18 protein-coding genes and 2 pseudogenes are annotated in these 22,784 nt (G+C 68.8%); 15 read left to right on the forward strand and 5 right to left on the reverse strand.

The window, feature by feature from the left end:
- Together B7L92_RS11790 and B7L92_RS39375 are read right to left on the reverse strand one after the other, a co-directional pair.
- Nucleotides 1–270, reverse strand: a pseudogene (locus B7L92_RS11790) (IS1380 family transposase); the annotation flags it as partial.
- A 123-nt stretch (nucleotides 271–393) separates the two neighbouring features.
- The gene (locus tag B7L92_RS39375; protein ID WP_159461024.1) at nucleotides 394–4,977 is read right to left on the reverse strand and encodes a glycosyl hydrolase family 18 protein; all 4,584 of its coding nucleotides are present in this window, start codon (nucleotides 4,975–4,977) and stop codon (nucleotides 394–396) included.
- Between B7L92_RS39375 and B7L92_RS40620 the strand changes: the two genes are divergently transcribed.
- The 6 genes and pseudogenes from B7L92_RS40620 to B7L92_RS40625 all read left to right on the forward strand — a co-directional run bounded on the left by B7L92_RS40620 (nucleotide 4,976) and on the right by B7L92_RS40625 (nucleotide 11,518).
- The gene (locus tag B7L92_RS40620) at nucleotides 4,976–5,188 is read left to right on the forward strand and encodes a hypothetical protein (RefSeq protein ID WP_159461025.1); all 213 of its coding nucleotides are present in this window, start codon (nucleotides 4,976–4,978) and stop codon (nucleotides 5,186–5,188) included. The genes B7L92_RS39375 and B7L92_RS40620 overlap by 2 nt on opposite strands.
- Before the next feature lie 408 nt (nucleotides 5,189–5,596).
- A pseudogene (locus B7L92_RS11800) lies at nucleotides 5,597–6,493 on the forward strand (ISAs1 family transposase); the annotation flags it as partial.
- Between the two features lie 542 nt (nucleotides 6,494–7,035).
- Nucleotides 7,036–7,494, forward strand: a complete 459-nt coding sequence (locus B7L92_RS40275; protein WP_081237381.1) for a hypothetical protein — start codon at nucleotides 7,036–7,038, stop codon at nucleotides 7,492–7,494.
- Nucleotides 7,487–10,459: an ATP-binding protein gene (locus B7L92_RS11810; RefSeq protein WP_143626299.1), complete on the forward strand. Its 2,973-nt coding sequence runs from the start codon at nucleotides 7,487–7,489 to the stop codon at nucleotides 10,457–10,459. The genes B7L92_RS40275 and B7L92_RS11810 overlap by 8 nt, the downstream gene beginning before the upstream one ends.
- Nucleotides 10,460–10,734: 275 nt before the next feature.
- Nucleotides 10,735–11,277, forward strand: a complete 543-nt coding sequence (locus tag B7L92_RS11815; protein ID WP_143626300.1) for a site-specific integrase — start codon at nucleotides 10,735–10,737, stop codon at nucleotides 11,275–11,277.
- An 82-nt stretch (nucleotides 11,278–11,359) separates the two neighbouring features.
- Nucleotides 11,360–11,518, forward strand: a complete 159-nt coding sequence (locus tag B7L92_RS40625; protein ID WP_159461026.1) for a hypothetical protein — start codon at nucleotides 11,360–11,362, stop codon at nucleotides 11,516–11,518.
- Nucleotides 11,519–11,545: 27 nt separating this feature from the next.
- On the opposite strand, the gene B7L92_RS11820 is transcribed toward B7L92_RS40625, so the two are convergent.
- Together B7L92_RS11820 and B7L92_RS11825 are read right to left on the reverse strand one after the other, a co-directional pair.
- Nucleotides 11,546–12,097: a GNAT family N-acetyltransferase gene (locus B7L92_RS11820; protein WP_081237384.1), complete on the reverse strand. Its 552-nt coding sequence runs from the start codon at nucleotides 12,095–12,097 to the stop codon at nucleotides 11,546–11,548.
- Between the two features lie 10 nt (nucleotides 12,098–12,107).
- Nucleotides 12,108–13,634 carry a hypothetical protein gene (locus B7L92_RS11825; protein WP_255310891.1) on the reverse strand — a complete coding sequence of 509 codons (1,527 nt, stop codon included), beginning with the start codon at nucleotides 13,632–13,634 and terminating at the stop codon, nucleotides 12,108–12,110.
- Between the two features lie 141 nt (nucleotides 13,635–13,775).
- Here B7L92_RS11825 and B7L92_RS43655 point away from each other — a divergent pair, with 141 nt between their 5' ends.
- From B7L92_RS43655 to B7L92_RS11845, 4 genes are all read left to right on the forward strand, one after another.
- Nucleotides 13,776–14,165 carry an ATP-binding protein gene (locus tag B7L92_RS43655; protein ID WP_368656244.1) on the forward strand — a complete coding sequence of 130 codons (390 nt, stop codon included), beginning with the start codon at nucleotides 13,776–13,778 and terminating at the stop codon, nucleotides 14,163–14,165.
- A 29-nt stretch (nucleotides 14,166–14,194) separates the two neighbouring features.
- The gene (locus tag B7L92_RS40630) at nucleotides 14,195–14,584 is read left to right on the forward strand and encodes a DUF6415 family natural product biosynthesis protein (RefSeq protein WP_081237386.1); all 390 of its coding nucleotides are present in this window, start codon (nucleotides 14,195–14,197) and stop codon (nucleotides 14,582–14,584) included.
- Nucleotides 14,585–14,628: 44 nt separating this feature from the next.
- The gene (locus tag B7L92_RS11840) at nucleotides 14,629–15,300 is read left to right on the forward strand and encodes a hypothetical protein (protein ID WP_107501456.1); all 672 of its coding nucleotides are present in this window, start codon (nucleotides 14,629–14,631) and stop codon (nucleotides 15,298–15,300) included.
- 106 nt (nucleotides 15,301–15,406) lie between these two features.
- Nucleotides 15,407–17,248: a glycoside hydrolase family 15 protein gene (locus tag B7L92_RS11845; protein WP_081237388.1), complete on the forward strand. Its 1,842-nt coding sequence runs from the start codon at nucleotides 15,407–15,409 to the stop codon at nucleotides 17,246–17,248.
- A gap of 167 nt (nucleotides 17,249–17,415) precedes the next feature.
- Here B7L92_RS11845 and B7L92_RS11850 read toward each other — a convergent pair whose 3' ends face one another.
- The gene (locus B7L92_RS11850; RefSeq protein WP_081237389.1) at nucleotides 17,416–18,339 is read right to left on the reverse strand and encodes a hypothetical protein; all 924 of its coding nucleotides are present in this window, start codon (nucleotides 18,337–18,339) and stop codon (nucleotides 17,416–17,418) included.
- A gap of 277 nt (nucleotides 18,340–18,616) precedes the next feature.
- On the opposite strand from B7L92_RS11850, the gene B7L92_RS11855 reads away from it, so the two are divergent.
- From B7L92_RS11855 to B7L92_RS11875, 5 genes are read left to right on the forward strand one after another with little or no spacing between them, the layout of a single operon-like run.
- A complete protein-coding gene (locus B7L92_RS11855; RefSeq protein ID WP_081237390.1) occupies nucleotides 18,617–19,057 on the forward strand; it encodes a roadblock/LC7 domain-containing protein in 441 nt (146 codons plus the stop codon).
- Nucleotides 19,054–19,410: a DUF742 domain-containing protein gene (locus B7L92_RS11860; RefSeq protein WP_081237391.1), complete on the forward strand. Its 357-nt coding sequence runs from the start codon at nucleotides 19,054–19,056 to the stop codon at nucleotides 19,408–19,410. The genes B7L92_RS11855 and B7L92_RS11860 overlap by 4 nt, the downstream gene beginning before the upstream one ends.
- Nucleotides 19,388–19,996 (forward strand): GTP-binding protein, encoded by a 609-nt coding sequence (locus B7L92_RS11865; RefSeq protein ID WP_081237392.1) that lies wholly within the window; start codon nucleotides 19,388–19,390, stop codon nucleotides 19,994–19,996. The genes B7L92_RS11860 and B7L92_RS11865 overlap by 23 nt, the downstream gene beginning before the upstream one ends.
- On the forward strand, nucleotides 19,993–21,174 hold the full coding sequence (locus B7L92_RS11870; protein WP_081237393.1) for a cytochrome P450 family protein: 1,182 nt from the start codon (nucleotides 19,993–19,995) through the stop codon (nucleotides 21,172–21,174). The genes B7L92_RS11865 and B7L92_RS11870 overlap by 4 nt, the downstream gene beginning before the upstream one ends.
- A gap of 13 nt (nucleotides 21,175–21,187) precedes the next feature.
- Nucleotides 21,188–22,420, forward strand: coding sequence for a cytochrome P450 family protein (locus tag B7L92_RS11875; protein WP_081237394.1), 1,233 nt, complete (start codon nucleotides 21,188–21,190; stop codon nucleotides 22,418–22,420).
- Nucleotides 22,421–22,784: the final 364 nt, after the last annotated feature.

Here is a 22,784-nt window from a genome sequence, read left to right on the forward strand (position 1 = left end):
GCCGGCATCCTGCCGCGCTCGGGCCCGCAGCATGGCGACATCGGCCAGGCAGTCCCCCAGAGCCGTCGCGAGCGCGATATCCGGCAGGACCGTGCCCGGGTCGTGCACCGTCAGCGGCTTGCGCCACGGCGTCGGCGCCGCCGATATCGCGGTGTCCAGGCCCACCTTGCGGACCGTCTCGACCATCAGCACCGCCCCGGCCTGCGAGACCAACCCACTGCCACCGCCCTCGACACGAGCACGCGGGTACAACCCGACACGCTTGCTCACCTGGAGAGTGCTTCTTTCCGTGCAGCCAACAGGACCCTGGACATGTCCCATCGTTGCAGGTCAGAAGCACTCTCCGGTTATTTGGTCAGGACGTGGAGTGTCAGGCCGGGTGGCTGAGAACGGTCAGCTGGCGCTGCCGATCAGCTTCCAGGGTTCGTGGTCGGCGTCGGCCCCGGTGCCCGGGGCACTGCCCTGCGTCTCCCACTTGGCCTTCCAGACCTTGCCGTTGTACTTGACCGTGGTCTGCTCGATCGGCTGGCTGGCCGGGGAGTAGATCTTGGTCGCGTCCCAGTTCCCGGCACTGCAGCCACCGGCCGGCGGGGTCGCCGTACCGAGTCCCTTGAGGTTGTCGGTCACCGGCGCGTACGCCGTACCGCCGATCGACAGACTCGTGTTCACCGGACCGGTGATCGGGAGGTAGTAGATGATCGGCAAGTCGAGCGACTTCCCGGCCGGGATGATCTGGCAGTAGTCCAGCGTCGTACTGATCCGGTGGAGCGTCGTACCGGGTGTCAGCTTCCACTGGCCGCCTTGGGCATCGGTTTGCCAGTTGCCGTCCTTGACCAGCCATGACGTCGAGGCCGGGATGTCGAACGACAGCTTCGTGTCCTTGCCACCGCCGAGCGTGCGCCCGGTGTTGTTGGTGATCCGGACGGTCGGCTGCAACGGCCACAGGTTCGCCGTCGAAGTCGGGTAGTTGACCAACTCGACGCTCACGTTGGCCGTCACTGTCGGCGCGGCACCGCTGCTGCCGGTGCGCAGACTGTTGTCGTAGGCGCCGATATTGCCCAGCTTCTGGTTCAGCCGGGTGGTCAGCGTGTACCCCATCCCGCACGGGGTGTCCGGCTGGACGTCGGCCGGGCAGGCGTAGTCGCCGCCGAGTTCCCACATCATCACGCCGCCCGCACCGGTCGACTTGACCAGATCGGTGACCGCGTCGATGCCCTGCTCGTCCTCGGTCGAAAGGAACACCTTCTTCTCGGCGTTCCACAGCCACGACGTCTTGGTGGTGTCGTCCCAGTACCGGGTGTAGTGGCCCGTGCGCCGGTCGGTGACGTCGGTGTGCGGCTTCAGCCCGACGCTGGGGGCGTAGACCGGGGTGATGTTCTTCTCCAGGTTCTTGGCGTGCCACAGCGGGTTCGTCCCGGAGCCGAGCTCGCTGCCGTTGTTGGTCTCGTCGTGCCAGATGTTGTCGATGCCCAAGGCACCGTCACCGCACGGCCGTTTGATGCCCGTACCCGGCTCGCAGCCGCTCGACTTCTGCGACGTGCCCCACAGGCCGTTGGTGCCGCCGGTAACGTTCTGCCAGCCGCGCGTGTAGTAGGGCACACCGATGTTGACGCGCCCGGCCTGCATCGCGCCGCGCATGTACTTCATCGCCCAGTCGGTGTTGAAGTACCCGATCTTCCCGTACTCCGGAGTGGCGTACTGATCGGCCAGTTCCGGGTCCTTGCCGTCGTCGAACAGCGCCGCGTTCGGACCCACGACGTCGTTCCAGGTGCCGTGGTAGTCGTAGGCCATGAGGTTGGTGAAGTCCTGGTAGTCCAGCGCGGTCTGGTTTGCCATCCCGCGGGCCAGGTAGCCGGAGGCCGACGACGCCGAGGTGAGCAGGTAATACTTGTTGTCCGCGGCCGAAGCCCGGTTCAGCGAGTCCCGCAGCGTCTTCATCAACGCGGCGTACGTCGTGGGCAGGCCCTTGCGACGCGGGTTCGCCACCGCCCAGTCGGCCGGATTGCCGGTGTCCTCGAGGACCGTGGGGTACTCGAAGTCGATGTCGACACCGTCGAACCCGTAGGTCCGCAGGAAGTCCACGACCGAGCTCGCGAAGGTGTCGATCCCGCCCTGGTTGACCGAGCCGTCGGCGTTAGTGGTCATCGTGTAGAAGCCACCGGAACCGGCCCAGCCACCGACCGAGATCAGCGTCTTCACCCGCGGGTGCAGGCGCTTGTACTTCGTCAGCAGGTTGAAGTGCCCCTTGTAGGGCAGCGAGGGATCCATCTCGGCGCCGACCTCGCCGGGCCACTCCTTCTGGGTGGCGTTCGAGTCGACCTTGATCTTGTTGTTCTCCACCGACGCGAACGCGTAGTTGAGGTGGGTCACCTTCGACCACGGGATGTTCTTCACCAGGTAGTGCGGTGTGCCGTCGGCGCCCGTGCGGCCACCGTTGAAGTAGCCCACGACCCGGCGTCCCCGGCCCTCACCGAGCCATTCGCGGCCGTCGCTCTGATAGACCTTGCAGTACGGTGTCGCCACACCCGGCGTGGTGGCGAGCCCCTCCGGTCGGCAGTCGCCGGTCGCGGCCGGCCGCGTACCGCCGTCGTCGCCACCGGGGTGCGACTCCATAGGGTCGCCGACACCGCCGTTGACACCGAGATCACCGGCACCGCCGTCGGTGCGGCTGCCGTCGCCGTAGCTCGGCACCAGCCAGCCCTCGATGTCACCGGCACCACTCGCCACGGCCGCCTTGACGGCGATCTTCGCCGTCGTACCGGAGCGGGTCAGGGTGAAGTCCTCGATCCCGTCGCCGTTGAGGTCGGCGAAGGTCCCGGTGGTGCCCTGGAACGGGTCGCCGGCGCGGATCACGCCCAGCGACTTCCAGCCGGAGGTGACGCTCCACGGCGAGCCGGTGTTCTCCCAGGCCCGGACGTCACCGGTGGTGAACTCGACCCGGACCGTGTCGGCCTTGCCGTCACCGGTGATGTCGGCGAAGGCGACCTGCGCGGCGGGCGACTCACCCGGAGTGGCGAAGCCCGAGATCTTGCTCCAGCCGCCCGGAGTCGGCATTTCCTTGCCCTTGTTCTGCCAGGCGGTCGGGAAGCTCATCCGGTCCACCGTGATCAGGTCGTCGCGGTGGTCACCGTCGAGGTCGGTGAAGTACATCTGCGGCGGGTAGCCGAGATTGTTCGCGACGATCGTCGCGGTGCCCCAACTGATGCTGTTGCCGCTGCTGGTGTTGCGCGACATCCGCATCGCGACGATGCCGGTCGGCGAGTCGGCCGGCGGCAGGATCCGGATGTAGTCGTCCTTGCCGTCACCGTCCAGGTCGGCGAAGTAGACCTCATCCGGGTCGTTCCCGCGGTCGGCCGGGCTGATGTCGCCCAGTGAGACCGCTTCCTTGGTCGGGTCGTCGTTGCGCCAGCCGGTGACCTTGCCGTCCGTACCGACCACCGCGTAGTCGGCCTTGCCGTCGCCGTTCAGGTCGGGGAAGGCGATCTTCGAGCCGGTCGCGGCGGCGTCCCGGATCTTGCCGATCGGCTTCCAGACGTACGAGCGGCCGCTGATCATGCGCTGCAGGAGCGCGATCCGAGTGCCTGCGGCGAAGGCGTCCGCGATCTTCTTGTAGCCGGCGTCGGTCGGGTAGATCTCGTTGGTGATGTCCTGCGTGGTCACCGCGCCCATGTCGACCAGCACCAGCCGTGCGCCGCCCTGGATCTTGGCGTAGGCCATCGTGCGGAGCGCGCTGTTGTAGGCGTCGATCCGGGCCTGGTACGTCGGGTTCGTCGACGGCGGCAGGGTGCCGAGCAGGACGGTCGTCGTCGGCGAGGTCCGGTAGATCTCGTCCAGGAAGCCCCGCATCTTCCCGGCCGTCGCGGCGCCGTCGGCACCGCCGGTCAGGTCGGCCGTGCCCGCGATCAGGGTCATCATGTTCGGCCGCAGTGTTGTCAGCGCGGGGATCGTCTGGGCCTTGATGTCGTCGATGCCCTTGCCCGCGAACCCCATGTGGTCGGGGTCGCCGCGCTTGCCGTTCTTCTGCTCACCGACGAAATCCGTGCGCTTGAAGATGAGACTGAGCGCGCCACCGAACAACGCAGCGATGGTTATGCCCTTCGCCTGGGTGCTCAGTCCGTCCCGGTAGCCGGTCTCGTCGGTGCTGTTCGCACCGACCGTGATCCCGTCACCGACCGGCATCACCCGGAGCTCGTCGATCTCCGGGCTGGCGGCGGGAGACGGAGTGGGCCCGGCCGCGTTGAGCCGGCCGAACTGGACCGGCTGGTGGTCGGAGCCGCCCTCGGAGCGGACATCGACCGCGGTATCGAGATTCAGGTGGGTGGTGACGAAGTAATCCAGCTCACCACCGCTCTGGTGGGTCGCCTGACCCGAGCTGTGGATCCGCATGGTCGGCGGGAAGTTCGTCCGGTTGGCGAGGTCCTGCGGGTCGACGTTGAAGTCGCCACCGATCGTCGCGTGGTAGGTGACGCCACGCTGGTTTCCGAGGGCCTCGAGCCGGTCGTCGATGGCGTCCAGCATCGGCCCGGAGTCACCGCCACTGCCGGACAGGCCATGGAAGGTGAAGTACCACTCGTTGCCGAACCGCGCCCCGAGCGCGTTCCGGCCGGCGTCGACCGGGTTGCCGACGACTATCAGCTCGTCAGGCGCCTCGCTCAGGACGAGCGCGATGTTGACCCGGCCGCCGATCCGGCGCGGGTTGGTCGCGTCGTCGTCGGTCTGCAGGAAGTAGACCTCACGGGTCGGGATGGGATTGCGCCAACTGGAGTCGACGACCCAGGTGTGGTGCAGCACGGTGTGCTGATGCGTGTTGCCCTGGCTGTCGACCGTGGTGAAGGTCTCGCTGGGCTGTGCGGTGCTGCCCGGAGGAGGCACCGGGCCGGCCTCCTGAACCATCACGATCGGCACCTGCAACGCGAACTGCCTGACCGTGTTGGTCCACTTGCTGCCCGTCGGTGCGCCGTTGTTGGCCCCCTGCATGTTCCAGGAGACCAAGGGCGTGGTGGCCGCAGGGAAATCGGTGGCGGAGGCCGGAACGACAAGTGCCGCTGCCAGCCCGGCCATCATCACCACTACGGCGATTAATCGGCGGAACAAAGAGTTCCTCCCCGTTTCTCACATCCAACGGATCGGGAACAACCGATCGCTGGTCACTAGTTGGCTTCTCAAGGTACGTCTCGATCATTCCTGAGGCTACGTCAACTTATCGGTTGGCCCTGAGTGTTGAGTGCCGATGGCCTACCGGAGTCGGGGCAGGCCTCGATACCGGGAAGGCAGAAACGGATCCTCTCCGCTCATCCCCCTCAGCCTCGCCGAGATCCGGCGCCTGATCACCCAGGGCTTCGGCGTAGTCGCGTGACGCCCTGTTCGTGGCGATCTGCTCCTATCAGCGTCCGCGGAACGTGACAGACACGGCTTCCAAGATCATGGAGTTCTCTACGCCCCGTGATCCGAGTGGAAGACCGTGCCTGCCGACGCATCATCACTGATCCCGCCTGCCTTTGACCAACTGCGTGAGAGTTCGCGGGTCGGACCCGAGGAGGTTCTGGGCCTGCTGGAGCGGCTGGCCGAGGTGCCCGACCCGCGTGATCCACGTGGGGTGCGCCACCGCCTGGCCGTCGTGCTCGCACTGACCGCGTGCGCGGTGCTGGCAGGAGCGACCTCGTTACTGGCGGTCGGTGAGTGGATCGCCGACGCCCCAGCGCACGTGCTCGAACAGGTCGGTGCTCACCCCGATCCGCTTCTGCCCAGGCGGGCTCTGCCCGCCGAGACCACGGTCCGAAGGCTCCTGGCCCGCCTCGACGGCGACGCCCTGGACCGGGCGGTCGGGAGCTGGCTCGCGGACCGCCGGCCCAAGACGACCGGGGCCGCCGGGCTGCGCGGCCTGGCCGTGGACGGCAAGAGTCTTCGAGGCGCGGCCAAGGCAAAGGGCCGCAAGATCCATCTGCTCGCCGCACTGGAGCACGCCACCGGCTTGGTTCTTGCCCAGCTGGACGTCGGCGAGAAGACCAACGAGATCACCTGCTTCCAGCCGCTGCTGGACACCGTCGCCGACCTGGCTGGCACCGTGGTCACCAGCGACGCCATGCACACTCAGCGTGAGCACGCCGACTACCTCATGGGCCGTGGTGCCCACTACATCGTGATCGCCAAGAGCAACCAGAAGAAGCTCCGCCGACAGCTCAAGTCCCTTCCCTGGAAGGACATCCCGCTCCAGGGCCGCACCAAGAACGCCGGTCACGGACGCTCGGAGATCCGCCGCATCAAGGTCGCCACCGTGAACAACCTCCTTTTCCCTGGAGCCCACCAGGCCGTCCAGATCAAGCGTCGCCGCACCGACTGCAAGACCGGAAAGACCACCGTCAAGACCGTCTACGCCGTCACCAGCCTCACCGCCGAGCAGGCCACCCCGGCCCAGCTCGCCCGACTCGTCCGGGACCACTGGACGATCGAGGCGCTGCACCACGTCCGCGACACCACCTTCGTCGAGGACGCCTCGCAACTGCGGACCGGCAACGCACCCCGCACGATGGCCACCTGGCGCAACCTCGCCATCGGAGCCCTCCGGGCAGCCGGATCGAAGAACATCGCGGCCAGCCTCCGCCACAACGCCCGCGACCCCCGCCGCCCCCTCGCACTCCTCGGCCTCACGTGATCACAAACCGGATAATTTACGTCGTTTCCGGAGCTCTGGGTCGCGGTTGAGCGCGTCGTTGTCGCAGATAGCCCCGGGGCTCACCGTGGACGGGACCTCCTCGGCGAGGACCGGGTTCTGGATGGTCTGGGGCAGGCGGGGCGGATGATGCGCCCGGCATCGCTCCAACAGATTTGACCTCAACTCCCGTCGACAGAAGTCGCTTCGAGCCACCCTCCCACGTGCGGGGATCTTTGTGATTCGGGCCGCATTCTCATGGGCTGGTCTGCATGATGGTGGCCAAGGCTGGACGGTAGGACGGCAGGTTCGAGCCCTCCTGCCGTACCGCTGTGCTGACCAGCCTGCTGGTTGCCGCTCACCCACATGCCACACGGAGACGACGCATGGACGAATCGCTGACGACGCTTGCGATGACTGGCGCGACGACCATCATGAGTGCCATGGCCACCAGTGCCTGGGCCGCCGCCCGTGCTGGGACGATCCGGTTGTTCCGTCGCTCCGAACCGGAAGACCAGCGTGCTCTCGAAGCTCGGTTGGACCGGGAAGCGGTGCTGGTGCGGCAGGAGCCGGACCCCGACTCCGCCCGCAGGGACCTCGTGGGTGGCTGGCGGCTTCAGTTGGTCGCCCTGCTTCGCGAGCACCCAGAGGCCGAAGCGGAGATCGAGGCCCTGGTGGCGTCCGTGAATGCTCAGCTGCCCAGCGAGGGAAAGACGAGCTGGATCCAGAACGTTTCCGCCAAGGACCATGGCATGGCCTTCGGCGCCCAGGGCGGCGGTATCACCGTGCACCACACACCCGCCGTACCCCAGCCGATGCCCGCTCGGGATGGGAACAGTGACTGAAGCGGACGGGAGCGGCCCTGTGCCTCCGGGTTCGAGGCAGGTCGTCCACGTCGAATCCGGCTTCGGCTACGGCGCGATCGGCGCGGACATCCACGTCTTCGGGGACGGCACCCCTCTCTACCTGCTGGAGCTTTGGCGCGTGCCCCGAACACCGGAGCCGAACTGGTTGCTGGAGTCACCCAGCCGCATGCTCAACGCACGCTACGGGGTGGCGGACTTCACCGGCCGCGAGGAAGACCTGGCCCAGCTGCACCAGTGGCGCGACAGCCGTCCGCGCCTGGCAGCGCGATGGCTGTACGGGCCCGGCGGGCAGGGCAAGACCCGGCTTGCCGCGGAATTCGCTGCCCGGTCCGCCGACCAGGGTTGGACCGTCATCACGGCGACCCACGGACCTGGCACCGTCCACCCGCCACCGGGGAGCCAGGACCTGCGACTGCGCCACGCCCGCGGCGTGCTCCTCATCGTCGACTACGCCGACCGCTGGCCGCTAGCCCATCTGACCTGGCTGTTCAGCAACGCCTTGCTCCACCAGCCCGGCATGCCGGCACGCATCCTGCTCCTCGCCCGCACCGGCGACACATGGCCCGCCGTGCGCGCCACCCTGGCCAATCACGAGGCGAGCACCTCTACCCACCAACTCGCACCGCTCTCCTCCGGCGGCTCCGAGCAACGCGCCGAGATGTACGACGCGGCGCGGAGCAGCTTCGCGACCTTCTACGGGATCGCCGACCCCAGCGACATCCCGCCACCCGCGCCCCTAGACCACGAGGACTTCGGGCTGACCCTCGCCGTCCACATGGCTGCCCTGGTCGCCGTCGACGCGCGAGCCGCCGGCAGCCGCCCGCCGTCGGACATGGCGGGCCTCACCATCTACCTCCTCGACCGTGAACACCTGCACTGGGCCCGCCTGCACGGTGACGGCACCCATGAGCTGAACCCGGCGGAGCGTACCTACCGGACCTCACCGCAGGTGATGAACCAGGTGGTGTTCGCCGCCGCCCTGACGGGCGCCGTCCCCGCACCGACCGGCGCGGCGATGCTGCGCGACCTCGGCCTAGCGCACGATGCGCCGCAGATCCTTGCCGATCACGGCGTCTGCTACCCACCCGCCAACCCCACGATCCCCACCGTCCTGGAACCGCTCTACCCCGACCGCCTCGCCGAGGACTTCCTCGCCCTGACCCTGCCCGGGCACACCGCTGACTACCCGGCCGCCCCCTGGGCCCCGGCCACCGCAGAGACCGTACTCACCGCAGAAACCGCACAAACCGCAGAGGCCGCGCACGCGGCAAGGACTTGGGACCTCACCGGGAACGTGCCCACGGTGGGCGAGGCCGCCGCTCCGCCCTACCTCTCCCGCGCCATCCCCACCCTGACGGCGGCAGCGGAACGATGGCCGCACGTCGGATCCGACTACCTCTATCCGCTGCTGAAGCAACACCCCCAGCTGGCCGTCCAGGCCGGCAACGCCGCTCTGCTCGCACTCGCCATGCAGGAGAGTGCCGACACCGACGCTCTGGAGGCCATTGAAACCCTGCTGCCCAACGGACCGCACGCAGACCTCGCCGCAGGCATAGCCGCCATCACGCACCGCGTCATCGGGCCGCGCATCGAACGCACCGACAACCTCCGCCTGCACGCCATGTACCGAACTGAGCTCGCCGAACGGCTGTACCGCGCCGGCTTCTACGAGCGGGCCGCCGACATGGCCCGTAACGGCGTAGAGATCTGGCGCCAACTCGCCGATGAGGAACCGTTCTTCAACGCGCCCCTCCTGGCTTCCTCACTGAACTGGTACGGCGCCTACCTCGCAGAGCTCGGCCAGCGAGAGGAGGCGCTGGAGACGACCGAAGAGGCCGTCGCACTGAACCGCCGGCTGACCGACGGCGACCATGCTACCTCCCACGACGAGCAGCGTCTGGCACACGCTCTGGGCGACCTCGCCACACGGCTGTCCGAAGTGGGCAGGGGGGCCGAAGCCCTTGCCGCTGCAGAGGAGTCCGCCGCCATCAGGGACCGCCTGGGCGCCGGCGGCGTCCGCTTCTATGTGAGTGAGGACGCCACCGCTCAGCTCAACCTCGGCGCGCGTCTGGCAGATCAGGGACGTACGGAGGAGGCCCTTGCTGCGACCGAGAAAGCCGTGATCGGGTTCCGAAAGAGCGTAGAGGTCAATCCGGCAGCCCACACCTTCGACCTCGCCATGGCACTGAACAACTACGGCACCCACCTGCTCAAGGCCGATCGGCTCGCCGACGCCCTCGCCGCCGCCGAGGACTCCGTGGCCCTATGGCGTCAGCTCGTCCTCAAGTGGAGCCTTGCCCACGAGCAAGGGCTCGCCATGGCTCTTTTTAACCTGGGAACCTGCAAAGTAGCTGCGGGACACCAGGCCGAGGCATACGCGGCCACTGAGGAATCGGCCGGGATCTACCGCAAGCTCGCCGCCGGGAACCCTGCGGCCAATGATGAGAGCCTGGCGACAGTGTTGGGCCGCCTCACCACCCTGCTGCAGTCCGAGGAACGTTACGCCGAGGCCCTGCCGATTACCACGGAGACGGTGGCCGTATGTCGTCGGCTGGTCGCGGCCGATCCTGCGGCGCACGAAGCGGGACTCGCACATGCCCTGTTCGAGCAAGGCATGATGTTCTCCGGGTGCAACCGGGAACTGGAGGCCCGGTTTGCCGTCGAGGAAGCCGTCGACATCCGCAGACGCCTGGCCGGAGCGGACCCGGCTGCCCACCTGCCGCGCCTCGCCCAAGCCCTGTACGCCTTGAGCTTGTCGAAATACAACATGCATGACGACATGTCGGAAGTCCTGAACACTCTCTCGGAGAGCATGGTCATCTACCAGCGCCTCGCCGCTGCCGATCCGGAGACCTTCGCCGACACCGCGCGGGAAGTCAGAGCCACCTTCGCAGAGCTCTTGCCGGAGGCTGAGGGGCGATCACGATTCCGCCGGTTCGGCTGAGCACCGTAAGGTCCGCACCCTAACCTCACCGTCCCGCCTTGCTGCACTGGGCACCCGTACACCGATGGTGTCGCTGTCTTGCTCTACTACGACAAAGCCGCCGTCCGGGCCACCCGGAACTGACTGGGCCTTCCCCGCCTCCGGCCTGGAAGTCCGTGCCTGCTGGACGTCCAGGCTGGTCCATCCAACGCAGACCGTGACCAATCGGGCGATCCGTCACTTTGCCGAAACCCTGGGAAGGCGGGGAGTTCAAGCCGGACACCGTCCGCCAGTACATGAGCCGCCTCTGGAACTGGCAGCCGGAGGACATGCGGCCCGGCCCCTCGCGCGTCCGCGGGAAGATCCGGCTGTGGCGGCAGGAGTGGGCGGCGGCCGGCGGGGAAGTCGACCGGACGGCCGCGCTCACCATCGCCGACTTGCTCAAGTGCCTCGCCCAGTGCGACGAGTCTACGAACATCGGCAAACGCGACGCGCTCATCCTAGCCCTGGCCCACTGCAACCTCCACCGCCGCGCCGAGTTGACCGACCTCCTGGTCAAGCACATCAAGATTCTGCCCACGGGCCTGCTCGTCACCACGGCGACGTCCAAGACGGACCGGCAGGTGAAGGGCGTACCCGAGTTCATCGCCGACCGCGATGACATCCGGCTCGTCGCCCGCGCCCGGGCCTGGTTCGCGGTGCTCAAGGAGCTCGGCGCCGACGGCCCGACACAGCCGGTGTTCCGGGCCCTGACGGTCACGGGCCGCCTCGCGAACCGGGCGCACGCCACCCGGCGCGGGGAGTGCATGAAGGGCGGCGCGATCAACGAGCGCGTGTAGCTCCTCGCCGGCCGGGCCGGAATCCCCTACATCGCCGGGAAGAAGGTGCGCGCGCAGCCTGCGGGTCGGCGCCAACACCGACATGATCGCCGCCGGTGTGTCCCTGCGGGAACGCAATCGGCGCGGCCGCTGGTCGCCGGAGGCGAACACGGCAGACACCGTCTACGACCGGCCGCACCTCGACCTGCAGGACGACCCACTGTCCAAGGTGCCCTTGGGCGGCTTCGGCGGCACCATCTGACGCAGAGACCGCCCGCTGCGCAGTTGCTCAGCGGGCGGCGTGCCACTCCCGATCGAGAATGGCGTGCACCACGGAGTCACGCCACTTCCCCGCCTTCAGCACGTGCTCACGGATCGTTCCCTCTTCGACCATGCCCGCGGCCTCCATGGTCCGGGCAGAAGCCGTGTTGAGGGGCGACCGTGCGCCCCAGACACGGTGAAGGCCCAAGCCGTCGAACCCGACGTCGAGAAGCAGCTTCACCGTTTCCAGGCCGTACCCCACACCCCAGGAAGCGGGGCGCAGCGCGAAACCCATCGTGGCTCCGCGCTGCTGGTGGGGGTCGATGGCCAGACGACCGAACCCGATCAGTTCGGCCGTCTCGCGCTCGACAACCGCGAGGGCGTACTCGGTGCGGGGCGTTGCGGTGGCTGCGGTGACGGACCGAGCCACGATCTGCTCGACCTGGTCGCGGGTGCGTGGATCGAAACTCAGATGTTCTGTTGCTTCGGCGTTGCCGTAGATGTCGAGCACTGCGTCCACGTCGTTTGATGCGAGTTCCCGCAGGTCAAGGCGTTCGCTGGAGCGTTTTACCGGGTACATGCCCCGGACTCTACCCGTGGGGCAGAGCGGGCCTGCTGGCCGGCAACGCCTCGATCTCCGCGCGCAGATCCCGCGCGACGGCGGCCCCTCGGGCGGGGCTGCTCATCAGCGCATGCCGGACGCGCAGCGCCGACATGACGATACCGTTGTTGCGGTGCGAGGCAGGCAGGTCGAGCACCGGCCGGATGGCTGCGGCAGCGCCGTCCAGGTCCCCGCCGAAGAGCCGGACGAGCGCCAGGTCGCACTGGGACCCTGCGAGATCTCCGAACGCCCAGTTCGGGGCACTCGGGTCGCTGAACCCCTGCACGGCCTGTTCTGCCTGCGTGGCGAGTTGTGCATCGCCGTGGCCGAGGAGGGTTTCGGCTTCCACCGTGTAATAGAGCTGTTTCTCCGGGGCGTAGGTGAACAGCCCGCCGAGGGCGTCCAGGTCGTCGGGGACGACACGGTCGCGCCGGCTGGCGGCCTGCTGGTTGGCGGCGCGCACCGTCTCCTCGTCTCCGAGCGCGGCAGCGGCGCGAGCCTGGAGGCCGAGAAGCCACAGGCTGACCGTTCCGCGCAGGTGCTCCGCCGTCGCTGCGCCCTGGCTGGCGTAGTGGTAGGCGTCCGTGGGCTTGTCCGCCCAGTAGGCGATGAGCGACTTGAGGCCGTCGGTGAGTGCGATCAGTCCGGCGTGTTCGGCGTCCCTGGCGCAGGCGGCCGCGACACGGGTCATGGTCAGTGCTTGGTGGGGGACCTCCATGTCGTTGAAGCCCTTGGCCACCATGAACGACAGCACGGCGCCCTTGACGTTCAGGTCGCGCAGCTGCGACGGCCGGACCCTCCCGCCTTCCAGCAGGCGGAAGACCTGTTCCTGGGTCTCCAGCAGGTCGTCCCAAATCACCGAGAGAGGTTCGCGCGGGTACGCGGCAACGAGCCGCTGCACCTCGTCGTCGAGGAGGCCCAGCGTGTTCTCACCGACTCGTTCGCGGTCGGCCCCCAGGAGGAAATCCTTTGCGCGTCGCACAGCCATCGCGCCCGTCCTTTTCATGTCGTCCAGGCCCACACCGGAGTCGGTGCAGGGGGCAGTTGGTGACGCGCCCGCGAGCGGGACGAACTTGGGCGGGGCGCCGTCGGGCGTCTGCGTCCATAACGTGTCGATGCTGTACCCCAGCATCTCGACGATGACCGGTCGGAAGACCCGTTGCGGCTTCCGGCCCTCGTAGAGCCACCCTTCGATGGTCTTCGGGGCTGGCTCGTCCACGTTCTGGAGATTCAGCCGTGCGGCAGCCTCCCGATACTTCGCCAGGAAGTCATCGGGGTGGCGGATACCGCGGGCTTCACAGGCGTACCGGAAGAACAACACGGTCTCTCCCATCCCTCTGCCGAGCGCTTCACTGCCCGACGGTAGAACGCTGTCTCTGGCAAGTTGCCCCACATAGACGCTACTTATCGACTCCGAGGATGGACCGAGGAAGAGCCGAGGAAGTGCGTCAGCTTCGCGCCAGATACCGAGGGCGTTTTGGGGGTAGAGCCGTCCGGAGCTGATTGCCACGCTCATAGCAACTCGCTCAGAGTGCCCAAGCGTGCACAATCGCGAACCAGGGAGTTCCTCCTTATGCTCCGCAGAGTCGCTGAACCCGTCAGCGCGTTAGCAGCCCCTCCATCCGCAGTCGCGGGGCTTGCACTCCCCTCTTTCGGGATGGCAGTCCGGTCGGAACCGTCGAGTGTGAAGGTGGCACGGCGCGTCATCCGGGCGTGGATCCGCTGTCACTGCCAGCTGCCCGGCGACCAATCGGACGCTCTCCTGATCGTGATGTCGGAGCTGTGTACGAACGCCGTGCAGCACGGACGCTGCACCGCGTTCGATGTGCGGGGCTGGATGCCGACGACAGGCGTACTGCGCCTCGAAGTCGACGACAAGACGCCCTCGCCGACTCCGGCTCCGGGAAGCCCTGAAAGCAGCTCGGAGAGCGGACGCGGTCTGTTCCTGGTGGACATCCTCGTCAGGGAGCTGGGCGGCACTTGGGGCTTCAGCGAGGATGGCGCATGTGCCTGGTGCGCTCTCCCTCTGCCCGGGGCCGTCCGGTGACAGCCACCGCACAGCACTTTCCCCCTTCCGTGTCGCAGTGGACATCACCGCTCCCCGAGAGCGATCTCGCCGCCGTCCTGGAGAAGGTCCGCGAGTGGCAGCCGTTCGACGGTGACGCAGTCCTGGACGACGCCGCAGCCGCGCTGGACGACGTCTCCCCGGCCACGGGAGCCGCCGAGGACATCGCCGAGCGGCTCCGCGGCCACCTTGCCCAGATGGTCACCATCGCTGTTGCCACCGAGGAAGACCGGCGGGACGCCGTCACGGCGCAACTCATCGAGCAGGCCCGCACACTGTCCGCCGAGGACGCCCCCGGCGACCGCTGGCAGGCCATAGGGCACCTGCGCCGGATGGGCTGGATAGCCGGCGAGTCCCTTGACCGGCTCGTCGCCGCGCGCTGCCTGCGGGAGGTGGCATGACCCACCTCCCGGCACAGGCACCCGCCCACACCACCCTGCCCCGTATGAGAGAGAACACCGTGCGCACCGAGCCGCCCCTGGTCCCCTTCGTCATCCAGCGGGAGGGGGAGGAGGCCGCCCCCGACAACCTGCTGCTGACCGCGCTCGGGCCGGGCCGCTACCGGCTGAGCTATGCCGATGAGGATCCCCGGGACCGTGATCTGCGCGGTGTGCTGTGGGCCCGCTGCTCCTTCGGCAAGGTTGACAATCTTGGGGTGCCGGTGGGACGGCCGCAGTGGCGGATGATGCACCCCCTGCGGCAGCGGGGGACGATGCAGGCGCTGCGCTGCCAGGTCTGTACCGACCGCGCGCGGACCCCGCTCGGGTACATCTTCCTCGCCGGACCGGACACGGTGGACCTCGAGCAGCCGACGATCCTGACGAACCAGCCGCCGGTGTGCGCCCGGCACGCGCGCCCCGCCGCCGACCTGTGCCCGCACCTGACCCGCCGGCCGATGGTGCTCCTGGCGCAGAGCGCACCCCTGTACGGGGTGAACGGTGTCGGCTATGGATACGGCGAACAGGGTGTGCAGGTCGTGCACCGGCCCGAGGGACCGATCCCCTACGACCACGAACTCCTCTCCACCGTCCTCGCCCCCCAACTGGTACGCCGACTCAGCTCCTTCCGCCTCGTGGACCTCGACAAACTGCTCTGGGAACTGGAACGCACCGCATAAAGCCCCAGCCCGACGGCCCGGCGCATACGCCCCTCCCCCAATTCATACCGGCCGCCAAGCGGCCCCGACCCCTCCCCGGATTCCCGGATCTACGGAGACCCGAACGATGAAACGCCTTCCCCAAATCGAGCAGTACGGCTTGATCGGCGACATGCAGACCAGCGCTCACGTCTGTGACGACGGCTCGATCGACTGGCTGTGCCTGCCCCGTTTCGACCGGCCCGCTGTCTTCGCCGCCCTGCTCGGCACGCAAAAGCACGGCACCTGGCGCATAGCACCCGCCTCCGCCACCGCCACGGAAACCGCTGCTGAGCGGCGATACGTCGGGGACGCCCTCGTCCTTGAAGCGCTGTGGCACACGCCGACAGGCTCCGCCCGTGTCACCGACTTCATGCCGCCTCGGGACGGGGCGCCGCAGGTGATCCGGATCGTCGAGGGGGTCGCCGGCGAGGTTCCGATGCTGTCCGCACTGCGTCCTCGGCCGGGTTACGGGCGGGTCAGCCCTTGGATTCACGGGGTGGGCGGGCGAATGGTCGCCGAGGCCGGCGCCGATGCGCTCTGGCTCGACACCTCCACCCAGCAGACGGAGAAGGACGGCGCGATCGTGAGCACCTTCACGGCCACCGCGGGTGAGAGCGTGGCGTTCGTCCTGAGCTGGGGCCCCTCGCACGGCGCCGCACCCGAGGTAGCGGACCCGGATGCCGCGCTCGCCATCACACTCAAGGTCTGGCAGGACTGGAGCAGGCAGTGCACCTACGACGGACCCGACCGTCAGGCCGTCGTCCGCTCCGCGATCACGCTGAAGGCCCTGACGTACGCCCCCAGCGGGGGGATCGTCGCCGCGCCGACCACCTCGCTGCCGGAGCCCCTCGGCGGCAGCCGGAACTGGGACTACCGCTACACCTGGATGCGCGACGCCTCCACCACCCTGGCCGCCCTGCTGGGCATCGGCTTCCTGGCCGAGGCCGGCGCGTGGCGCAGGTGGCTGCTGCGAGCGGTGGCCGGCGATCCGGAGAACCTGCAGATCATGTACGACGTCACTGGGGAGCGGGACCTGCGGGAGTGGGAACTGCCGTGGCTGCCCGGCTATGAGGGCTCGGCTCCGGTACGGGTCGGGAACGGGGCCGCGGACCAGCTGCAGCTCGACGTGTACGGCGAAGTGATCGAAACCCTCTACCTCGCCCACCGGGGCGGCCTCGCTCATTGCAGCGACACCGCCGCCCTGCACCAGCGCCTCATCGCGCACCTTGCGCAGCGGTGGCGGGAGCCGGACGAGGGCATCTGGGAGATCCGCGGGCCGCGCCGGCACTTCGTGCACTCCAAGGTGGTGGTCTGGGTCGCGGTCGACCGGACGATCCGCCTGGCCGAGGCCGGCGCCCTGAACGTCGACCTGGTCGCCCTGAAGGAATTACGCGCGACCATCCACCACGAGGTGTGCGCCAAGGGGTTCGACCCGGTACGCAATACCTTCACCCAGTTCTACGGTTCGGCCGAGCTGGACGCGTCCTTGCTGCTGATCCCCCGCGTCGGCTTCCTGCCCGCCGACGACCCGAGGGTGATCGGGACGGTGGATGCCGTCCGCCGGGAGCTGTCCACGCCTGAAGGGTTCGTCCAGAGATATGCAACGGCCGCAGACACGGTGGGCGTGGACGGGCTCGTCGGCGAGGAAGGCACCTTCCTGCTCTGCTCCTTCTGGATGGTCGACGCCCTCGCCCTGACCAGCCGCCTCGAGGAGGGCCGCGCCCTCTTCAACCGTCTGCTGGCTCTGCGCAGCGATCTCGGTCTGCTGGCCGAGGAGTACGACGTGGCCACCAGGCGACAGCTGGGCAACTATCCCCAGGCGTTCAGCCACATGGGCCTGATCGAATCGGCGCTCCTCCTGCAGCGCCTCGACGCCCGCAAGCCCGCCCCGCCCGCCACCGTCTTCACGCCGGTGGGGGTCCGATGAACGCCGTCAGCACCGCCCTCGCCCTCCTGCTCACCACCGGTGGATCAGCGGCATGGGTCCTCCGGCACCGCTGGCAGACGGCACGCCAGGAAGCCGAACACCTCGCCCGACAGCAACGGGCCACCGAGCACGCCCTGGTCCACCTCGTGCAGCAGACGCTTCCGCAGTTACGGCACGCCGGCAGGCCGAGCGCTCTCCCGCCCCTGCCCGCGGAGCTGGCCGGCACCACGGTCGGCAAGCAGCTGACGGCGATCGTGGTCCGCGCCGCCGAGGTCGTGCACGCAGTCGCACAAGACATCCAGAGCACGGCCCGCGGGCAGATCGAGCAAGCCCAAGCAGCAGCAGCGGAAGAAGTCAGCCAAATCCGCACGGCCACAGCGCAGGAGACGGCACAGATCCACTCGGCCGCACTGGAGTCCACCCGGACTGCGGTGCGGAGCGTGTCGTCCGCCCTCGTCGGGATGGCAGCGAAGACCGGTCGGCAGGTGAGCGAGGGGGTACGGCGGCATGAGGGCGACGCCGCGTTCGAGACGCTGACTGGCATCGACCACACCGTCCAGCAGATGCTGCTGACCGCCCAGGGGTGGGCCGTACTGGCCGGCGGCAAGCTGACACGACGGTGGCCGGCAACTGCCCTGACCGACGTGGTACGCGCCGCGATGGGCTACATCGAGGACTATCAGCGGGTCCGTACCCAGGAACTGCCAACTGCGGTGACGAGCCGGGCCGTCGGACCCATCGTGCACACTCTGGCGCTCCTGCTGGACAACGCGGTGCGGTACTCGCCGCCGAATGCGACCGTGCACGTGTCCTTCCAGGAGGGGCACCACGGCGTCACCGTCCTGGTGGATGACGCCGGCCTGCGCATGACGCCCGAGCAGCTCGACCGGGCGCGCGACATCCTCACCGGGCACCGCAGCGAGGACCTCACCCAGCTCGGCGCCTACCCGCAGACCGGCTTTCGGGTCGCCGCCGCTCTCGCGGGCGCCTACGGCTTCCGCGTCGACCTGGAAGCACCGAACGCGTTCCTCGGCACGCGCGCCCTTGTCTTCCTCCCCCAGGACCTCCTCACCACAGTCCCCCAAACCCAACCAGCGGCACCGGCTCCCCTCGGGACTACCACCGCTGCCTCTCTCGCCCCCATGCGGCCCAGCCCCCAGCCGAGCCGGACTCCGGCACTACCGCAGACGACGGCCAGCGGTCTCACCGTTCGCGCCCGTGGCAAAGCCCCCTCCACCGGCCCTGCCCCGCGTCTGCCCGCCGCCGAGCCGGGACGGCCGAGCGTCGTCGCCGCCTGGGCCCGCGGCACGCAGCGCGCCCGCAGCGGCGAGACCCCTCCTCCCCCGCACCCGAAGAAGGACCACACTCATGACCGACCACAGCAACAGCAACAGCAACAGCAAGGGCAACGGCAGCGGCTGGCTGCTCAGCGAACTGGAGAAGACCGCCGGGGTGGAGTTCGCCGTGCTGGTCTCCGCAGACGGCATGCTGCAGGCCCACACCGGTGCACTGGACATCGACTACGCCGAGAAGCTGGCGGCCGTCGCCGCCACGCTGCGGGGCGCCTCCCGGGCCTATGCGCAGGAAACCGGTGGTGAAGGGGTGCGGCAGGTCCTCATCGAGACCGTCACCCACATCGCCCTGATCACCCAGGCCGGCGAGAACGCCATGCTCGTGGTGAAGACGGACGGGCCGGACGCCGACATGGGTGTGGTCAGCGAGGCGACACATCGCCTGGCTTCACGCGTGGGCCGCGAGCTGGCAGTCGCCGCACGAAGCACCAGCAGCACGAAAGCACCAACGGCATGACCGGGCCGCGGCAGGACCCGGATCTGATCAGGCCCTACGTCCGCACGGGCGGACGTACCCGCCCGAGCCAGGACGTCCGCCTGGAAAGCCTGGTGTTCGCCGCGACCGGCACCGTTCAGGGCCTCGGGCCGGACGCCCGGCGCGTCCTCGCCCTGTTCACCCCGTCCCAGGGCGGCGGCCTGGCCGTCGCGGACATCGCCGCCACCCTGGCCCTGCCGCCGTCGGCCACCCGGATCCTCGTCGCCGACCTCATGGACCAAGGCCTGCTCACCGCCCCCACCGCTGCCGAACCCGAACGGCCCGCCGCCTCGCTCATGGAAAGGGTGCTCGATGGACTTCGCGCTCTCGCCTAACCGCGTCGACTTCGTCCCGCGCACGGTGACACAGCCCGCGAAGATCGTGATCGCCGGCGCCTTCGCCGTGGGCAAGACCACCTTCGTCGCCAGCGTCTCCGAAGTCGCCCCGCTACGCATGGAAGAGCCGATCATCCGAGCCAGCACCACAGTGGACGACCTGACCGGCACACCCGGCAAAAACACCACCACCGTCGGCCTGGACTACGGCCGCATCCACCTGGGCAACCAACTCGTGCTGTACCTGTTCGGCACCCCCGGACAAATACGGTTCCGGCCCCTGTGGGAGGACCTGACCGAAGGCGCCCTGGGCGCACTCGTCCTGGCCGACACCCGTGACCTGGACGCCTCGCACGACATCCTCGGCCTCCTCGAATCCCAAAACACCCCGTACGCGGTGGCGATCAACCTGTTCGACCACGCCCCCCGCTACCCGCTTCCAGAGATCCGCCAAGCCCTCGCCTTGGAAGACCACACCCCGCTGACCGAGTGCGACGCCCGCGAGTACGGCTCCTGCCTGCAGGCACTGATCACCCTCACCGAATACCTCACCCGCCCCGCACCCCCTCTGGAGCCTCAACCGTGAGCACCACAACCCGCCGCATCCCCCTGTACGAGGCCGACTTCGCCTCCGACCCCCATACCGCCTACCGGCGCATGCGCGAAAAGTTCGGCCCCCTCGTGCCCGTGGACCTGGCCCCCGGGGTGCCGGCGACCCTGGTCGTCGGCTACGAGCAGGCCCGCCGCATCCTCGGCGACCCCATGCGCTTCCCCGCAGACCCGCGCGCATGGCAAAAGACGATCCCGGACACCTGCCCCGTCCTGCCGATGATGGAATGGCGCCCCAACGCCCTGCGCTCCGCCGGCACCGAGCACAACCGCTACCGGAACGCCAACACCGCCGCGCTCGACGCCGTCGACCAGCACGCCCTGCGCTTTCTAGTCGAAAAGGTCGCCCATGAGACGGTCAGCAGCTTCCACCACGACGGCAAGGCCGACCTCCTCGCCCAGTACGCCTGGCCGATCGCCTTCCGCATGCTGAGCACCCTGCTCGGCTGTCCCGACCAGCTCGGCCACCGCATCGCGGACGGCATGGCAAAAATCTTCGACGGCGTGAACGCCACGATCGGCAATCAGATCCTCACCCAAACCGTCGCCGACCTGATCGCCCTGCGCCGGCACCAGCCCGGCAACGACGTGACCACCCGGCTCCTGTCCCACCTCACCCGCCTCGACGACACCGAGATGATCCACCAGATCATCACCCTCTACGGCGCGGGCATCGAACCGCTCACCAAACTGATCACCAACACCCTCCTGCGGCTGCTGACCCACACCGACTTCTCCGGCGACCTGCACGCCGCAGACGCCTCCATCCGCGAAGCCCTGGACACCGTCCTCTACCGCGACCCGCCACTCGCCAACTTCTGCATGAGCTACCCCCCACGCCCCGTGGACGTAGACGGCATTCTCCTGCCCGCCGACCAGCCAGTAGTCATCTCCCTGGCCGCCTGCAACAACGACCCCGCCCTCGGAACCTCACCCACCCTCGGCAACCGCGCCCACCTCGCCTGGGGCGCCGGGCCGCACAGCTGCCCGGCCCGCAGCCACGCCTACCTCATCGCCGAAACGGCCATCCACCACATCCTCGACGCCCTCCCCGAAATGGACCTCGCCTGCCACCCGGGCGACCTCATCTGGCGCCCCGGCCCCTTCCACCGGTCCCTCAGCACACTGCCCGTCCTCTTCCCCACCACCCACTGAAGGAGTTTCCGCCGTGCCCCAGCAGCCAATCCTCATCCTCGACCCCCGCGCCGCCGACCCTCACGCCGAACACCAAGCCTTACGCGCCCGCGGCGCGGCCACCCTGGTGGACATCCTCGGTGTGACCGCCTGGTCCGTCTCCGACCCCGACCTCCTGAAGCACCTCCTGACCAGCCCGGACGTCTCCAAAGACGCCAAGAACCACTGGCCGGCCTTCGCCGAGACCGTCCCCACCTGGCCCCTGGCCCTCTGGGTGGCGGTGGAGAACATGTTCACCGCCTACGGCCCCAACCACCGTCGCCTGCGCCGCATGGTCGCCCCCGCCTTCTCCGCCCGCCACATCGCCGCCCTGGAGCCCGTCGTCCACGACCTGGTGAGCGGCCTCCTGGACAACCTCGACGCCCTTCCCGCCGACGAGGTCATCGACCTGCGCGAGCACCTGGCCTACCCACTGCCGATCGCCGTCATCAGCCAGCTCATGGGCGTCCCCGCCCACCAGCGCACCGAGTTCCGCACCGTGGTGGACAACGTGTTCGCCACTCACCTGTCCGCCGAGGAACAGGCCGCGAACACCGCCGCCCTCTACGGCCTGCTGGACACCCTGATCGAGATCAAGCGCACCGAGCCCGGCGAGGACATGACCTCGCTCCTCATCGCCACCCGCGACGACGAGGGCGACGGCTCCGCCCTCAGCCACGCCGAACTGCGCGACACACTCCTGCTGATGATCAGCGCCGGGTACGAGACCACCGTCAACGTCATCGACCAGGCCATCACCACCCTGCTGACCGACCCCCAGCAGCTCGCCCACCTCCGACAGGGCCGCTGCACCTGGCAGGACATCGTCGAGGAAACCCTGCGCCACCAGCCCGCCGTCAAGCACCTCCCCCTGCGCTACGCCCTCACCGACATCCCCCTGCCCGACGGGCAGACGATCAAGGCCGGCGAGGCGATCCTCGCCTCCTACGCCGCCGCCAACCGCCACCCCCACTGGCACCAGGACGCCGACCGCTTCGACGCCACCCGCCCCCGCAAAGAACACCTGGCCTTCGGACACGGCGTCCACTTCTGCCTCGGCGCCCCGCTGGCCCGCCTCGAAGTCGCCACCGCCCTGCGCCTGCTCTTCGAACGCTTCCCCGACACCCAACTCGCCACAGAACAGGCGGCCCTGAAGACGCTGCCGAGCCTGATCAGCAACGGACACACCGCCGTCCCCGTCCGCCTGCGCCCGGCATCCAACCGCTGACCGATGTCCACGAGGAAAACCCTCATGACCGCCCCCGCCCCGGCCACACCGCTCACCCCGGCCGAGCGAGGCATCGCCCCGCACGCAGAAAACGGCGTCGGCTACGGCGTGCAGGTCACGGCCCGGCGAAAGGACCGGTCCCCTACGGCCGCGAGCTCCTCTCCACCCACCTCGCCCCCCAACTGGCGCGCCGGCTCAGCTCCTTCTCGGGCCGTGGGCCCCTACGAACGGCTCCGGGAGCTGGAACACGCCGCATAAAGCCCCTGCCCGGCGGCCCGGACGTTCCCCTCGGCCTGGGCCGCCGGGCAGGCACAACTCCCGGCGCGGGGGCAACTTTCCGATCCGTGTTCCCCCACGGCAAGGT

Origin of the sequence: Streptomyces viridosporus (assembly GCF_002078235.1) — a bacterium.
Classification (GTDB): domain Bacteria; phylum Actinomycetota; class Actinomycetes; order Streptomycetales; family Streptomycetaceae; genus Streptomyces; species Streptomyces viridosporus.

Bases quoted from the DNA above. Each gene is read 5' to 3' on its own strand.
- B7L92_RS40620 (WP_159461025.1), top strand. From the start codon at position 4,976: ATGTTCCAGGAGACCAAGGGCGTGGTGGCCGCAGGGAAATCGGTGGCG.
- B7L92_RS11845 (WP_081237388.1), top strand. From the start codon at position 15,407: ATGAAACGCCTTCCCCAAATCGAGCAGTACGGCTTGATCGGCGACATG.
- B7L92_RS43655 (WP_368656244.1), top strand. From the start codon at position 13,776: ATGGCAGTCCGGTCGGAACCGTCGAGTGTGAAGGTGGCACGGCGCGTC.
- B7L92_RS39375 (WP_159461024.1), bottom strand. From the start codon at position 4,977: ATGCAGGGGGCCAACAACGGCGCACCGACGGGCAGCAAGTGGACCAAC.
- B7L92_RS11855 (WP_081237390.1), top strand. From the start codon at position 18,617: ATGACCGACCACAGCAACAGCAACAGCAACAGCAAGGGCAACGGCAGC.
- B7L92_RS11825 (WP_255310891.1), bottom strand. From the start codon at position 13,634: ATGAGCGTGGCAATCAGCTCCGGACGGCTCTACCCCCAAAACGCCCTC.
- B7L92_RS11815 (WP_143626300.1), top strand. From the start codon at position 10,735: ATGAGCCGCCTCTGGAACTGGCAGCCGGAGGACATGCGGCCCGGCCCC.
- B7L92_RS11860 (WP_081237391.1), top strand. From the start codon at position 19,054: ATGACCGGGCCGCGGCAGGACCCGGATCTGATCAGGCCCTACGTCCGC.
- B7L92_RS11820 (WP_081237384.1), bottom strand. From the start codon at position 12,097: ATGTACCCGGTAAAACGCTCCAGCGAACGCCTTGACCTGCGGGAACTC.
- B7L92_RS40275 (WP_081237381.1), top strand. From the start codon at position 7,036: ATGGACGAATCGCTGACGACGCTTGCGATGACTGGCGCGACGACCATC.
- B7L92_RS11865 (WP_081237392.1), top strand. From the start codon at position 19,388: ATGGACTTCGCGCTCTCGCCTAACCGCGTCGACTTCGTCCCGCGCACG.
- B7L92_RS40625 (WP_159461026.1), top strand. From the start codon at position 11,360: ATGATCGCCGCCGGTGTGTCCCTGCGGGAACGCAATCGGCGCGGCCGC.
- B7L92_RS11840 (WP_107501456.1), top strand. From the start codon at position 14,629: ATGAGAGAGAACACCGTGCGCACCGAGCCGCCCCTGGTCCCCTTCGTC.